This window comes from Telluria sp. RT2P19 (assembly GCF_059685725.1).
Window position 1 is genome coordinate 134,385 of the sequence record NZ_JCASIL010000002.1, and the last position, 14,602, is coordinate 148,986.

General features: G+C 65.1%; 15 protein-coding genes. 7 read left to right on the forward strand and 8 right to left on the reverse strand.

Annotated features, from left to right (window positions below; all coding sequences use genetic code 11):
- Nucleotides 1-49 precede the first annotated feature (49 nt).
- The 4 genes from AC56KW_RS02730 to AC56KW_RS02745 form a co-directional block, all read right to left on the reverse strand.
- Complete coding sequence (locus AC56KW_RS02730; RefSeq protein ID WP_497169193.1) at nucleotides 50-1,432, reverse strand: alkaline phosphatase; 1,383 nt, start codon at nucleotides 1,430-1,432, stop codon at nucleotides 50-52.
- Nucleotides 1,433-1,451: 19 nt separating this feature from the next.
- A complete protein-coding gene (locus tag AC56KW_RS02735; RefSeq protein WP_497169194.1) occupies nucleotides 1,452-2,897 on the reverse strand; it encodes an alkaline phosphatase in 1,446 nt (481 codons plus the stop codon).
- Between the two features lie 170 nt (nucleotides 2,898-3,067).
- Nucleotides 3,068-3,742, reverse strand: coding sequence for a lytic transglycosylase domain-containing protein (locus AC56KW_RS02740; RefSeq protein WP_497169195.1), 675 nt, complete (start codon nucleotides 3,740-3,742; stop codon nucleotides 3,068-3,070).
- The gene (locus tag AC56KW_RS02745; RefSeq protein WP_497169196.1) at nucleotides 3,742-5,463 is read right to left on the reverse strand and encodes a proline--tRNA ligase; all 1,722 of its coding nucleotides are present in this window, start codon (nucleotides 5,461-5,463) and stop codon (nucleotides 3,742-3,744) included. The genes AC56KW_RS02740 and AC56KW_RS02745 overlap by 1 nt, the downstream gene beginning before the upstream one ends.
- Before the next feature lie 206 nt (nucleotides 5,464-5,669).
- Here AC56KW_RS02745 and AC56KW_RS02750 point away from each other — a divergent pair, with 206 nt between their 5' ends.
- Nucleotides 5,670-6,299: an RNA pyrophosphohydrolase gene (locus AC56KW_RS02750; protein ID WP_497169197.1), complete on the forward strand. Its 630-nt coding sequence runs from the start codon at nucleotides 5,670-5,672 to the stop codon at nucleotides 6,297-6,299.
- A 107-nt stretch (nucleotides 6,300-6,406) separates the two neighbouring features.
- Nucleotides 6,407-6,835: a DUF1841 family protein gene (locus tag AC56KW_RS02755; RefSeq protein WP_497169198.1), complete on the forward strand. Its 429-nt coding sequence runs from the start codon at nucleotides 6,407-6,409 to the stop codon at nucleotides 6,833-6,835.
- Between the two features lie 24 nt (nucleotides 6,836-6,859).
- On the opposite strand, the gene AC56KW_RS02760 is transcribed toward AC56KW_RS02755, so the two are convergent.
- From AC56KW_RS02760 to AC56KW_RS02770, 3 genes are all read right to left on the reverse strand, one after another.
- Nucleotides 6,860-8,380: a SulP family inorganic anion transporter gene (locus AC56KW_RS02760; RefSeq protein ID WP_497169199.1), complete on the reverse strand. Its 1,521-nt coding sequence runs from the start codon at nucleotides 8,378-8,380 to the stop codon at nucleotides 6,860-6,862.
- Between the two features lie 212 nt (nucleotides 8,381-8,592).
- Entirely contained in the window at nucleotides 8,593-8,931 is a 339-nt protein-coding gene (locus AC56KW_RS02765; RefSeq protein WP_497169200.1) for a c-type cytochrome, read from the reverse strand.
- A gap of 8 nt (nucleotides 8,932-8,939) precedes the next feature.
- Entirely contained in the window at nucleotides 8,940-9,296 is a 357-nt protein-coding gene (locus AC56KW_RS02770; protein ID WP_497169201.1) for a c-type cytochrome, read from the reverse strand.
- 191 nt (nucleotides 9,297-9,487) lie between these two features.
- Here AC56KW_RS02770 and AC56KW_RS02775 point away from each other — a divergent pair, with 191 nt between their 5' ends.
- From AC56KW_RS02775 to AC56KW_RS02790, 4 genes are all read left to right on the forward strand, one after another.
- On the forward strand, nucleotides 9,488-10,333 hold the full coding sequence (locus AC56KW_RS02775; protein ID WP_497169202.1) for an AAA family ATPase: 846 nt from the start codon (nucleotides 9,488-9,490) through the stop codon (nucleotides 10,331-10,333).
- A gap of 31 nt (nucleotides 10,334-10,364) precedes the next feature.
- Nucleotides 10,365-11,534, forward strand: coding sequence for a vWA domain-containing protein (locus tag AC56KW_RS02780; protein WP_497169203.1), 1,170 nt, complete (start codon nucleotides 10,365-10,367; stop codon nucleotides 11,532-11,534).
- A 223-nt stretch (nucleotides 11,535-11,757) separates the two neighbouring features.
- Nucleotides 11,758-12,948: a cation:proton antiporter gene (locus AC56KW_RS02785; RefSeq protein ID WP_497169204.1), complete on the forward strand. Its 1,191-nt coding sequence runs from the start codon at nucleotides 11,758-11,760 to the stop codon at nucleotides 12,946-12,948.
- Nucleotides 12,938-14,077 (forward strand): YbdK family carboxylate-amine ligase, encoded by a 1,140-nt coding sequence (locus AC56KW_RS02790; RefSeq protein ID WP_497169205.1) that lies wholly within the window; start codon nucleotides 12,938-12,940, stop codon nucleotides 14,075-14,077. The genes AC56KW_RS02785 and AC56KW_RS02790 overlap by 11 nt, the downstream gene beginning before the upstream one ends.
- Nucleotides 14,078-14,086: 9 nt before the next feature.
- On the opposite strand, the gene AC56KW_RS02795 is transcribed toward AC56KW_RS02790, so the two are convergent.
- Complete coding sequence (locus tag AC56KW_RS02795; protein ID WP_497169206.1) at nucleotides 14,087-14,425, reverse strand: hypothetical protein; 339 nt, start codon at nucleotides 14,423-14,425, stop codon at nucleotides 14,087-14,089.
- Here AC56KW_RS02795 and AC56KW_RS02800 point away from each other — a divergent pair.
- The gene (locus tag AC56KW_RS02800; RefSeq protein ID WP_497169207.1) at nucleotides 14,424-14,600 is read left to right on the forward strand and encodes a hypothetical protein; all 177 of its coding nucleotides are present in this window, start codon (nucleotides 14,424-14,426) and stop codon (nucleotides 14,598-14,600) included. The two genes, AC56KW_RS02795 and AC56KW_RS02800, sit on opposite strands and share 2 nt — an antisense overlap.
- Nucleotides 14,601-14,602 lie beyond the last annotated feature (2 nt).

Here is a 14,602-nt window from a genome sequence, read left to right on the forward strand (position 1 = left end):
AGGTCTATCGCACCACTGGCAGGCCGTCATATCGGCCGGCAGGCCTTGCTTACAACCCCGCCGCCGCCTTCATCAGGTGAAATACCCGGGTATTCTCGATCGTCCCCTTGAACGGCGCCGATCCCGCCCCGGTCGCATACAGTTTCACGTCGCCGCCGCCATGGGTTTCCGACGACTTGTGCACCCCGGTCTCCTGGTGATAATCGTCGCTCTGCGCCACCACGCTGTCGACGTCGGCGCGTACATCAGGACGGTTCGGGCCGTTACCGAACACCAGCGTCGTAAAGGTCTTGCCGTCCGCGTCCTTCCGCGGCTCTCCCGTGGCATAGTCGCGCACGATGTCCGTGATCGGATTGCCGCGCTTCGGATAGCCGTTGATCTGCATCGTGTGGTCATGGTCGGCGGTCAGCACGATCAACGTGTTCTGCAGGCCAGGGTCGATCACGCGCATGCGTTCGATCGCCAGCTGCAGGGCGTCGTCGAAGGCCACCGTCTCTTCCAGCGCATGCTTGGCGCGGGTATCGTGCAGGGCGTGGTCGATCTTGCCGCCTTCGACCATCAGGAAGAAACCGTTCGGATTCTTCGACAGCAGGTCGATCGCCTTGCCGGTCATCTCGGCCAGCGTCGGCTGTTCGGGACGGCGCTGGTATGAATAATCGAGGTGGCTGGTGGCGCTGAATATGCCGACGAACTTGCGGCCCGGCTGGGCCGACATCATGCCGGCGCGGGTGCCGGCCACGTAGTAGCCGGCGCCGGCGAATTCAGCCATCAGGTCGCGCCCGTCGGGGCGGCCCTTCGGATTGGTGGCGGGATCGACCGGCGTGAAGTGGTTGCGCCCTCCTCCCATCAGCACGTCGACGCCGTCGCCCAGCGCCTTGTTGTAGCCGGCGCCGCCGGGCACGATCTGCTGCGCGATCGTGTACACCGCGTCGCGGCTGCAGGTGTGCGCGAAGGTCGACGCCGGCGTGGCGTGGGTCAGCTCGGTGGTGGTGATGGCGCCGGTGGCCTTGCCCTGGGCCTTGGCCAGCTCCAGGATCGTCACGGCCGGCGCGCCATTGTCGGCGCCGCACTGGTCGACGCCCTCTTTCGTCGGCGCGATCGGACGCGCGCCGGCCTGCGAGATGACGTCGTTGTTCAGCTTCAGGCCGGTCATGTAGGCGCCCATCGACGGCGCGCTGTCGGTGGTCTGATAGTCGAGCGAATAGGTCTTGATGCGCGCGGTGCGCTCCATCAGGCGCTCGAAATGCAGCAGGCTGTCCTCGCCGCCGCGATAGATGCGGGCGGCGGTGATCGTGGTCGGGCCCATGCCGTCGCCCAGGAAGAAGATGATGTTCTTCGCCTTGTGCTGGGCGGCTGCGGGAGTCGACAAGGCTGCGGCAAGGGGAACGAATGCGGCGGCCAGCAGCAGCGGGGTAAAGCGTTTGAAAGTCATGGAGGCTCCTGGTCGCGGCTTACAGGCCGGCGGCGGTCTTGATCAGGTTGAACACGCGGGTGTTGTCGATGGTCCCGCGGAACAGTTCAGCGTTGGCGCCGGTCGCGCCCAGGTAGACGTCGCTGCCGCCATGGGTCTCGGCGCCCGTGCGGGTGCGCACCACGGCTTCCTGGTGGTAGTCATCGCGCGTCACGACATCGTCGGTCAGGTGCACGCTGCGGTCGCCCGCGTGGCGCTGCTCGCCGGTGCCGAAGCCGATGATCGTGTACGGCTGGCCCTTGCCATCCAGGGTCGGTTTGCCATCGGCGGTGCGCACCAGGCCCAGCACCCCGGGATTGGTCGGCGTAGTCTTGCCGGTGCGGGCCGCATATCCGTTGAGCAGCAAGGTGTGGTCATGGTCGGCGGTGGCGACGATCAGGGTGTTCTCGAGGCCCGGATCCAGCGCTTCCATGCGCTCGATCACCGCCTGCAGCGCCGCGTTATAGGTCACGGTCTCTTGCAGCGCGCGCTGGCCGAGGGTCGCGTGCAGCGCGTGGTCGATCAGGCCGCCCTCGACCATCAGGAAGAAGCCGTTCCTGTTCGGCGCCAGCAGCTCGATCGCCTTGGTCGCCATCGCCGGCAGGGCCGGCTGGCGGCCTGGATCGCGGGTGGCGTCGTAGTCCATGTGGTTGGGTGCGAACAGGCCGACCGCCGGCTGGCCCGGTTGCAGGGCCGCGAACTGCGCGGTGTCGTTCACCACGCGGACACCCTGCGAGCCCAGTTCGGCCAGCAGGTCGCGGTTGTCTGCGCGCTTGCCGCCCTGTGCGAATGGCGTGAAGTTCTGGGCGCCGCCGCCGAACAGCACGTCCAGGCCACGCTCGCCGAGCGCCTTGTTGTAGCCCGCGCCGCCCGGCACCAGGCTGGCGGCGATGTCGGTTTCCAGCTTGCGGTGGCAGGCGTGGGCATAGGTCGAGGCGGGGGTGGCGTCGGTGACGCTGGTATTGGTGACCACGCCGACCGCCATGCCGCGGCGCCTGGCCAGCTCCAGCAGCGTGGTCGCGGCCGTGCCGTTCTCGCAACGGCTGACCAGGTTGTTGCCGTTGGCGTCCTTGCCAGGTGCGACCGAGCGGGTGCCGAAGGACATCGAGACCACGCCATTATTGTGCTTCACGCCGGTCATGTAGGCGGCCATCGAGGCGGCGCTGTCGGTGACTTGCGCATCGTTCGAGAAGGTTTTCACGAACGCCGATTCGGGCAGCCTGTCGATTGCCAGTTCGCCGTCTTCGCCGGCGGCGAAGATGCGCGCCGCGGTCAGGGTGTTGATCCCCATGCCGTCGCCGAGGAAGAAGATGACGTTCCTGGCGCGATGGTCGACGGCGTTGACGCCTTGCGCGGTGACGGTGGATGGGGGCGAAGCGGGCGGCGTTGCCGCGCAGCCGGCGAGCGTCGCCAGCAGCGTGGCGGCGGGCAGAAGGGTCAGTCGCATGCAGTCCTCACGTTGGAAAGAGGAAAGTTTACACTGCCCAGGTGACCAGATGGTGAACTGATATGTTGGGGATTTGTACGGCGGATTCGTTTGTTCGGCGGCGGGCTGGACGCGTGGACGGCAGGGCCGTCCACGCTACATCGCCGCCAATCAGTCGCAGGGCTGGCAAATCAGCTGCCGGCGCGTTCGGCCGGCGCGGGCGGCACCTGCGCACGCACCTTCGCCGCCGGAGCGAACTCCCACTTCTTCCACGCCGCCAGCACCGCATTCGGGTACTTGGGCTTGCCCCGGCTACCGTTATAACGCCCCAGCGCCAGGTACAGGTCGCCCCGTTCCATGTCGATATACATGCGCAGGATCGCGCAGCCGTAGCGCAGGTTGGTCTGCATGTGGAACAGGCGGCGCCGGTCGCCGTCGCCGATCACGCGGGTCCAGAACGGCATCACTTGCATATAGCCGCGTGCGCCGGCGATCGAGATCGCGTACTTGCGATAGGCCGATTCAACCTGGATCAGGCCCAGCACCAGCCCGGGATCGAGGCCGGCGCGGGTCGATTCATACCAGACCGTCTCGAGGAACTCGGTGCGGGTCTGGACGTCGGGCAGGCGCCTGGCGAGCCGGCCTGACATCTCCTGGAGCCAGGCCTGGTAGCGCGAGCGCGCCGCCTCGCTGCGGAAAGTCGGCCGCGGCGGACGCGCGTCGGCGATGGCGTTGGCCAGCGCCAGGCGCACCGAGTCCGACAGCGCTTCTTCTTTCTGGTTGCCGGCAACCGCCTCCCCGCCACCCAGGCCGAAGGCGCATGCCAGCACGGCGCCCCCTAGCCGGGAGGCGAGGCGCACACGCATCACTTGCCCAGCTTGCCCTTGATGAAGGCGACCATGTCGGCCACGGCCACGGCGCTGGCCGCTTCGTCGCGGCGGCCCTGGTATTCCAGGTTGCCTTCCTTCAGGCCGCGCTCGCCGATCACGACGCGGTGCGGCACGCCGATCAGTTCCCAGTCGGCGAACATCGCCCCCGGACGCAGGCCCCGGTCGTCGACGATCACGTCGACCCCAGCCGCCTGCATCTCGGCGTACAGCTGTTCGGTGGCTTGCTTGACCATCTCGCTGCGATCCAGGCCCATCGGGCACAGCACCAGCTCGAACGGCGCGATGGAATCAGGCCACACGATGCCCTTGTCGTCGAAGTTCTGCTCGATCGCCGCGCCCAGGATGCGGGTCACGCCGATGCCGTAGCAGCCCATCTGCAGCGGCGCGGGACGACCGCCTTCGTCGAGGAAGGTCGCGCCCATCGCTTCGGAATAGGCGGTGCCGAGCTGGAACACATGGCCCACTTCGATGCCGCGCTCGATCGCCAGCACGCCCTTGCCGTCCGGCGAAGCGTCGCCCTCGACCACGTTGCGCAGGTCGGCCACCACGGGTTCCGGCAGGTCGCGGCCCCAGTTGGCGCCGGTGTAGTGGGCATCGAGCTCGTTGGCGCCGCAGACGAAGTCGGCCATGTTGGCGACGGTGCGGTCGGCAACCACATTGACCGGCAGCCTGGTATTGATCGGACCCAGGTAGCCCGGCACGGTGCCGAACACCTCGAGGATCTCGGACTCTAGCGAGAAGCGGAAGTCCTTCAGGCCCGGCACTTTCGACACCTTGATCTCGTTGAGTTCATGGTCGCCGCGCAGCAGCAGCACCCAGAAGCTCTTCTTGCCTTCTTCGCTCTCGACGGTCAGGGCGATGGTCTTGACGGTCTGCGCCAGCGGCAGGTTCAAGAACTCGGCCACGCTTTCGCACTTGGTCTTGCCCGGGGTCGGGGTCTTGGCCAGTGCTTGCGTGCCGGCTGCGCGTTCGCCGCTGGCGACGGCTTCGGCCGCTTCCATATTGGCCGCGTAGTCCGAGTCCGGGCAGTACACCAGCGCGTCTTCGCCGGTGCTGGCGATGACGTGGAATTCATGCGAACCGGTGCCGCCGATGGCGCCGTTGTCGGCCGCCACCGCGCGGAACTTCAGGCCGAAGCGGTTGAAGATCCGGGTGTAGGCGTCGAACATGGTCTGGTAGGACTTCTGCATGCCTTCCAGGTCGCGGTCGAACGAGTACGCATCCTTCATCGTGAATTCGCGGCCGCGCATCAGGCCGAAGCGCGGACGGCGCTCGTCGCGGAACTTGGTCTGGATGTGATAGAAGTTGACCGGCAGCTGGCGGTACGACTTGATTTCGCTGCGCACGACGTCGGTGACCACTTCCTCGGAGGTCGGCTGGATCGCAAAATCGCGGCCGTGACGGTCCTTGACGCGCATCAGCTCGTCGCCCATCTTGTCCCAGCGGCCGGTTTCTTGCCACAGTTCGGCTGGCTGGACCAGCGGCATCAGGAGTTCGATGGCGCCCGCGCGGTTCATTTCTTCACGGACGATCGCCTCGACCTTGCGGATGACGCGCAGTCCGACCGGCATATAGGTATAGATGCCGGAACCCAGGCGCTTGATCATCCCTGCGCGCATCATCAGCTTGTGGCTGACGATCTCGGCATCGGAAGGCGCTTCTTTAAGAGTTGAAATAAAAAATCGTGAGGCGCGCATATCAGTGAATTCTTTTTAAAAAGAGAGGGTTATAATCGACCTAATTTTAAAGGATTAGCCGGCTGATGCGTCCAATCTTTCTACAAACAGGGTCCGCAAACAGCAGCATCCACCGCGCGAGCGGTGCGCAAGACCCACGGGCGTACAGAATTTGTAGGTAAAAATATAAGGGACGATCCGCCGGCAGAAAGTATCGAGGTGCACTTATGCTCGACCGTGAAGGGTTCCGGCCCAACGTCGGCATCATCTTGCTGAACGCTAACAACGAGGTTTGGTGGGGCAAGCGGGTGCGCGAGCACTCATGGCAATTCCCGCAAGGGGGTATCAAGTACGGAGAAACGCCAGAACAGGCAATGTACCGCGAGCTCGAGGAAGAAATCGGCCTGCGCCAGGAGCACGTCAAGATCGTGGGACGAACCCGCGACTGGCTGCGCTACGAGGTGCCCGATCACTTCATCAAGCGCGAGATCCGTGGGCACTACCGCGGCCAGAAGCAGATCTGGTTCCTGTTGCGCATGGTTGCGCGCGACAACGAGGTCAATCTGCGCCTGACCGACCATCCCGAGTTCGATGCCTGGCGCTGGCACGATTACTGGGTGCCGCTGGATGTGGTGATCGAGTTCAAGCGCGACGTCTACCAGCGCGCCTTGCAGGAACTGTCGCGTTTCGTCACCTGGCCGGCCAAGGGCCAGCACGGCGAACGGCGCCACAGTGCGCGCTACCTGCGCCAGCCGCACGGCCGCTCGCAGGGTGCCAAGCCGGGCCAGGACATGGTCGCGGCCAACGGGGGCAATCCGGCCGGACCGGAAACGCTGGTGTTGGCGCCGAATAAATAGTCATGTGGCCACTACCGGGGAAGCGCACGCCGCTTCCCCGCGTCCCTGCGGGCGGCGCGCGCGCCATCGCGCTACAATGCCCGCTTTCTTCTTTTCCCCTCCCCGCCATGTTCACTCCGTCCTCGCACGACGTGCGCCGCTTTTTCTGCGAAGCCTACCGCAAGCACCGTAACGGCGAGATCCTGACCCCGATGGATGCGATGGCGGTCGACTGGATCGTCCAGCATCCCGAGTACCACGACCAGTTCGAGGACGTCGAGGCGGCGATCGCGGCCGACTACTCGGTCGAGGGCGGCAAGCCGAACCCGTTCCTGCACCTGTCGATGCACCTGTCGATCGCCGAGCAGATCTCGATCGACCAGCCGCGCGGCATCCGCGCCGCCCACGACGCCCTGGTGGCCCGCCGCGGCCAGCACGACGCGCATCACGAAATCATGGAATGCCTGGGCGAGATGATCTGGGCTTCGCAACGCAATGGCGCGCCGCCGGATACCGAGGCGTATATCGACTGCGTGCGCCGGCGCGCATTCGCCTGACGCATCCTCTTGGTCGAGCGCGGCTTACGCCAGCTTGTCGTCCGCGACCCGGTAGCGCGGGTCTTCCACCACATTCACTTCGACCATGCCCTGGGCCTTGTCCAGCAGCTCGCGGCAGTCCGGACTCAAGTGACGCAGGTGCAGGCGCTTGCCCAGCAGGCGATAGCGCTCGGCCAGGGCGTCGATCGCCTGGATCGCCGAATGGTCGACCACCCGCGCCCGCATGAAGTCGATGACCACGTCCTGCGGATCGTCTTTTGGCGCGAACAGCGCCTGGAACGGCGTCACCGAGGCGAAGAACAGCGTGCCTTCCAGCGCATAGACTTTCCAGCCATGCTCATCGAGCGAGACGGCGGCCCGTACCTGCTTGGCGTGCTGCCAGGCGAATACCAGCGCCGACACGATCACGCCGGCGATCACGGCCACGGCCAGGTCGAACACCAGCGTGATGCCGGCCACCAGCACGATCACGAACAGGTCGGCGCGCGGCACGCGTCCGACCAGGCGGAAGGTACCCCACTCGAAGGTCTTTTCGCACACCACGAACATCACGCCGACCAGGGCCGCCAGCGGGATGGCCTCGATCCAGGTCGAGCCGAACAGGATGAAGGCCAGCAGGAACAGCGCGGCGGCGATGCCGGACAGGCGACCGGTGGCGCCGCTGTTCACATTGATCATGCTCTGGCCGATCAGCGCGCAGCCGCCCATGCCGCCGAACAGGCCGGCGACGACATTGGCGGCGCCCAGCGCCAGTGATTCGCGGTTCGGCTGGCCGCGGGTGTCGGTAATCTCGTCGATCAGGGTGAGCGTCAGCAGCGACTCGATCAGGCCAACGCCGGCCATGACGAGGGCGTAGGGGAAGACGATGCGCAGCGTCTCCAGGTTCCACGGCACGTCCGGCAGCGCGAAGCTGGGCAGGCCGCCGGCGATCGAGCCGAGGTCGCCCACGGTCTTGGTGTCGATGCCGAGCAGCGCGCAGCCGACGCTTGCCACCAGGATGCCGACCAGGGTCGATGGCACGGCTTTCGTGAGACGCGGGGTCAGGTAGATCACGGCCATCGTGACGACGATGACGCCGGCCATGAGCGCCAGTTCGGGGCCGGCCATCCACTGCGCCGCGCCGTCCGGGCCGGCTTCCTTGAAGTGGTTGAACTGGGCCAGGAAGATCACCAGCGCGAGGCCGTTGACGAAGCCCAGCATCACCGGATGCGGCACCATGCGGATGAATTTCCCCAGGCGGGCGGCGGCGAACAGCAGTTGCAGCACGCCCATCAGCACCACCGCCGCCAGCAGGTATTGCGCGCCGTGCTGCACCACCAGCGCCACCATCACTACCGCCAGCGAACCGGCGGCGGCCGAGATCATGCCGGGCCGGCCGCCGAAGCTCGATGTGATGAAGGCGACCAGCACCGCCGCGTACAGGCCGGTGAGGGGAGACAGGTGGGCGACCAGGGCGAAAGCAATCGCCTCAGGCACCAGGGCCAGCGCGACGGTGAGGCCGGCCAGCAGGTTGATCTTCAGGTAGTGAGGGGTAAGCGACGGCACGGTGTGACTCCAGCGGTGGGCGGTGGCTGGGGTCGGGTACGTGGTCTGCGTATTGCCTGGGTTCCCGCCTGCGCGGGAACCCAGGCCCGCACCGCAGCCCGGACACGTCCACCACCAGAACAAACATCCCCTGCCACCCATGTGGCAGAAGGGATCGGCATGTTACCAGTTGATGCTGGAGTGCGTGTCGCGGCGGCGCGACTGGCCTGGCGCTACTTCTTGACCACCAGTTGCGACGGCAGGCTGGACAAATACGCGCCGAGGTCGGACATATCCTGGTTCGACAGCGGCTGCACGATGGCGGCCATGATCGGGTTGACGCGGCCATTGGCGCCGGAACCGCGCTTGTAGGCGCGCAGCGCATGCGTGAGATAGTCGGCATGCTGGCCGGCCAGCTTCGGATAGGTCGGGTCGATCGCCTTGTTGAAATCGGCGCCGTGGCAGGAGGCGCAGTTGTATTTCTGGGCCAGGGCTTCGCCGCGCTTGACGTCGTTGGCGCTGGCCGCGAAGGAGATGGCGCCGAGGGCCAGCAGGAGCATCGTTTTCTTCATGGCGGTCCTCATCGCTTGGCGGTCGTCTGGTTCGGCGATTGCTGGGAGTAATAGGCCGCCACGTCGGCGATGTCCTGGTCGCTCATCGAGCGCGCGATGCCGGTCATGGAAGGATGCTTGCGGTCGCCCTTGCGATAGGCCTTGAGTGCCGATTCGATGTACTTGGCCGACTGGCCGCCAATCATTGGCACGCGGTATACCTCGGGGAATGCCGTTTTATAGCCGCCCGGGATGGCATGGCAGCCGATGCACATCTCGATCTTGGCGGTTGCCGCCTGGGGATTACCGACCACTTCCGCGGCGGATGCGCTGCCGGCGGCGCCGGCGAGAAGCGCCAGCGCCAGTGGTACCAGAGTTTTTTTCATGGGCGTCTCGTTAGTTATATGTCGAAAATCGCAACCGCACAAAAACTTAGCAAAGGCTTACCAACCGGCCGATTCTATCTGAAGACTTGACACCAGTCTACAAACTGGCGTCCCGCGCCCCGGGCGGCGGGTGGGCCACGGTTTTGTCATATACTCGCCGCACTTCCTTTCGTTTTCTTTCGTCACCCGCCATGCATGCATCTCCCCGCTTCGAAGGCAGCGACAACTATGTCGCCACCGCCGACCTGAAACTGGCCGTCAACGCGGCCCTGACCCTGGGCCGTCCCCTGCTGATCAAGGGCGAGCCTGGCACCGGCAAGACCATGCTGGCCGAAGAGGTCGCAGCCGCGTTGAACATGCCGCTCTTGCAGTGGCACGTGAAGTCGACCACCAAGGCCCAGCAGGGCCTGTACGAGTACGACGCCGTCTCGCGCCTGCGCGATTCGCAGCTGGGTGACGAGCGGGTGCGCGACATCCAGAACTACATCGTCAAGGGCGTGCTGTGGCAAGCCTTCACCGCGCCCGAGCCGGTGGTGCTGCTGATCGACGAAGTCGACAAGGCCGACATCGAGTTCCCGAATGACCTGCTGCGCGAACTCGATCGCATGGAGTTCTATGTCTACGAGACGCGCGAGATGGTGGTGGCCAAACACCGTCCGCTGGTGATCATCACGTCGAACAACGAAAAAGAGCTGCCCGACGCCTTTTTGCGCCGCTGCTTCTTCCATTACATCCAGTTCCCGGACCGCGAGACGATGGCCGACATCGTGGGCGTGCACTTCCCGCGCCTGAAGCAGGATTTGCTGGCGGCCGCGCTGCAAAGCTTCTATGCGCTGCGCGACGTCCCCGGCATCAAGAAGAAGCCGTCGACCTCGGAATTTCTGGACTGGCTCAAGCTGCTGCTGGCCGAGGATGTGCCGGCCGAGGCGCTGCGCGCCGAGCACGCGACGCCGCCGCTGCACGGCGCCCTGCTCAAGAACGAGCAGGACATCGCCCTGTTCGACCGCCTGATGTTCATGTCGAGGAACAAGCGATGATGGCCATGGAGCCGCACACCGGGGCTTGACCATGCTGATCGATTTCTTCCGCGCCCTGCGCGAGGCCAAGGTGCCGGTCTCGATCCGCGAATTCCTGACCTTGCTCGAAGCCCTGCAGCGCCAGGTGATCCTGCCCTCGCTCGACGAGTTCTATTACCTCGCGCGCCTGACGCTGGTGAAGGATGAGGCGCATTTCGACAAGTTCGACCGCGTGTTCGGCCTCTGGTTCAGGGGCGTCGATGCGGTGTTCGACGAGAAGGCCGACATCCCGCTGGAGTGGCTGATCAAGCGCTTCGAACGGGAGCTGACGCCGGAACAGAAGGCGCAGCTCGAAAAATTCGGCTACGACAAGCTGCAGCAGCGCCTGCAAGAGCTGCTGAACGAACAGAAGGAACGCCACGCCGGCGGTAGTAAATGGATCGGCACCGGCGGCACCTCGCCTTTCGGCCATGGCGGCACCAATCCGGAAGGGATCCGTATCGGCGGCACTGGCCGCAACCGCAGCGCGGTGAAGGTATGGGAGCAGCGCACCTTCCGCGACTACGACGACGAGCGCGAACTGGGCACGCGTAATCTGAAGGTGGCCCTGCGCCGCCTGCGCCGCTTCGCGCGCGAGGGCGCGGCCGATGAACTGGCGCTGGACGACACCATCCGCGCTACCGCCAGCAACGCCGGCTGGCTCGACATCCGCATGCGGCCCGAACGCAAGAACCGGATCAAGGTGGTGATGCTGCTGGACGTGGGCGGCTCGATGGACGACCACATCGAGCGTACCGAAGAACTGTTTTCGGCGGCCAGCAGTGAATTCAAGAACATGGAGTTCTATTACTTCCATAACTGCGTCTACGACTATCTGTGGAAGAACAACCATCGCCGCCACAGCGAGCGATTTCCAAGCTGGGACGTGCTGCGCAAGTATCCGGCCGACACACGGGTGATCTTTGTCGGCGACGCCACCATGAGCCCGTATGAGGTGATGGCGCCGGGCGGATCGGTCGAGTACAACAACGAGGAACCGGGCGCGGCCTGGCTGGCGCGTTTCGTGTCGGCCTTTCCCAAGTTCGCCTGGCTCAATCCGGAGCCCGAACATCTGTGGCAGTACCGGCAATCGATCGCCCTGATTCGCCAGATCATGAATAACCGCATGTTTCCGATCACGCTCGAAGGGTTGGAACGGGCGATGCGTTTGCTTAGCAAGTAATACCCCATAGCAAATAATGTCTTGCCACACTGTGTTAGTGCGGACACGGACGGCCCCGCTGGAATCGCTATGATCGAGCCACTCGCCCGCCGCTCGCCGTGCTTCAACACAAGGCGCGTGGACGGGCGAGCCAGGACAATCGTGCTTGCCCCGCCGGCTTGTAGACTCCGTCTACACTGCATGGCAAGCGCGCACCGAACATAAGAATCGAGGGGAACAACGAATGCCAGACCTGCTGTCCTTGTTGACAAGCCTTGCGTGGCCGCTGGCGATCGTACTCGCCTGGCTGGCCGGTGAATTCGGCCAGCGCTGGACCGGCCTGCCGCGCATCAGTTTCTATGGCCTGGTCGGCTTCGCCCTTGGCAGCACGCAGATCGGCGCCCTGCCCGCCCCCGACCTGGGACCGGTCTCGCTGTTGGCCAATGTCGCCTTCGGCCTGATCCTGTTCGAACTCGGCAACCGCATCAACCTGCGCTGGCTGGTCAACAATCCCTGGATCGGCGTGGCGGGCCTGGTCGAGGCAGGATTGACCTTCATCCTCGTCTATTTTGTCGCCAGCGCCTTCGGCACCGGCCAGCTGACGGCCCTCCTGATGGCCGCGCTGTCGATGGCGACCTCGCCCGCCACCGTGGTGCGGGTCGTCAATGAGCAGAAAAGCTCGGGCCAGATGACCGAACGCGTGCTGCACCTGTCGGCCCAGAACTGCGTGCTGTCGGTATTCGCCTTCAACGTCATCATCGGCATCTGGCTGTTCCACACCTACGACGCTGTCGGCGAAGCCCTGTGGCAAAGCCTGGTGATGCTGGCCGGCTCGATCCTGGTCGGCGCCATCTTCGGCGTGGTGACCCCGAGCCTGCTGCGTGCGATCGGCAATCCGCAGCAGGATACCACCGTCGCCTTTGCCCTGGCGGTCATCCTGCTGGTGTCGGTCTGTGAGGTCTCGGGCATGTCGCCGGTGGTGGCGGCGCTGGCCTTCGGCCTGACGGTGCGCTACCGCCGCGTGGCCTTCACCCAGACCCAGCGCAATTTCGGCGCGCTGGGCGAGGTGCTGACCGTGCTGCTGTTCGTCTATGCCGCCTCCACGCTCGACTGGCGCCTGGTCACCGCCGGCACGGCGCTCGCGATCAGCGTGGTGCTGGTGCGCATGGTCGCCAAGGTGCTTGGGGTGACGGCGTTCGCCCAGCTGTCGGGCGTCACCTGGCGCAAGGGCGCGCTCACCGGCCTCGGACTGGCGCCGCTGGCCGTGTTCGTGATCCTGCTGCTCGAGCACGCGCGCTATGCCGGCCTGAAAGTGGTCGAAGAACTGTATGCGATGGCGGCCGTGACCATGCTGCTCGAAGTCTTCGGTCCGATCATCATCCAGCGCGCGCTGATCTGGGCGCGCGAAGCACCGGAGTCGACCCATGCCGCTTGAAGCCTTCAATCCCTCGCAGCCACTCACCTTCGGGGTCGAGCTGGAACTGCAGCTGGTCAGCCTGTCGGATTTCAACCTGACCGCCGCCAGCCCCGACCTGATGCACCTGTTGACGCGCAAACCCTTCCCGGGCAACGTCACGCCCGAGATCACCGAGAGCATGATCGAGATTAACTCGAGCGTGCACACCGAATACGCGCCGCTGCTGGCCGAACTGACCGAGATCCGCGACACCCTGGTCGCGGCCAGCGACGTGCTCAATATCGGCATCGCCGGCGGCGGCACGCACCCGTTCCAGCACTGGTCCGACCAGCGCATCTCGGCCAAGCCGCGCTATGAATACCTGTCGCAGTTGTACGGCTACCTGGCCAAGCAGTTCACGGTGTTCGGCCAGCACGTGCACATCGGCTGCGCCAACGGCGACGACGCGCTGTACCTGCTGCATGCGCTGAACCGCTACCTGCCGCACTTCATCGCGCTGTCGGCGTCGTCGCCCTTCGTCCAGGGCCATGACAGCCTGTTCGAATCGGCGCGGCTGAACTCCGTGTTCGCTTTCCCGATGAGCGGCCGTGCGCCGTTCACGCTCACCTGGCAAGAGTTCACCGACGTTTATTTTGCCAAGATGGAGCGCACCAATATCATCAAGAGCATGAAGGACTTTTATTGGGACCTGCGGCCGAAACCCGAGTACGGCACCATCGAGCTGCGCGTGTGCGACACGCCGCTGACGGTGGAACGGGCGGCGGCGCTGGCCGGCTACCTGCAGGCGCTGTGCCGGCACCTGCTGGAAAAGAAAGAACAAGCACTTGTAGAGGACATGCCTGTAGAAGACGACTACCTGGTCTACAACTACAACCGCTTCCAGGCCTGCCGCTTCGGCCTGGAAGGCAGCATCACGCATCCAAAAACCTACGACAACGTGCCGATGCGCGAAGACATCCTGGCCACGCTCGAAAAAATGCTGCCGCATGCCGAAGCGCTGGGCAGCGTGGAAGCCCTGCGCCACCTGGCGGCGGCCGTGCACGACGGCAGCGACGCCACCATCCTGCGCCGCCACGCGGAGCGCGAAGGCAGCGTCGAGGGCATGGTCAACGCGGCGATCCAGCATTTCCGCGGTGGCCGCACCTAGACCGCCCTGTCAGCCGGCCAGCGGCGCGGCCTTGCCGGCCCAGCCGCCCTTCATGAAGCGCGCCAGCAAAGGCTGGCGCGCTGGCGCTGGCGGCGGCAGTTTGGCGTCGACCACGACCGCCCACTGGTCGGCCAGCTGCTCGCAGGTGGCGCGCAGCACCGGGTCGATGGTCGGCAGGCGCGACAGCGCGCACAGGTGGCGCTCGATCACCGAGGCCAGCTTCACGCAGGGCTGCTCGCCGTCACCGCGCGTCGTGTAGTTCGACATCAGGTGCAATAGCGAAGCGACCAGCAGCACGTCCTGGCTGCGCGGTTCCGACGACGTCGTGTGTGCGGTGGAAATGGTCATGCAAGCGTCTCCCAAAAAGCGGTTGCGGTGCGCAACGGTCAAGCGTGAATTACAACGAGATGAGAATGATTCTCATTTCATTATTCACGCGGCGCGCGGCGAAAGCAAGCGTTTTCGGCAAGCGAATCGCGGTATGGAGGGGGACTGGCGGCAGTCGATTCTTGGCAGCAACTAATG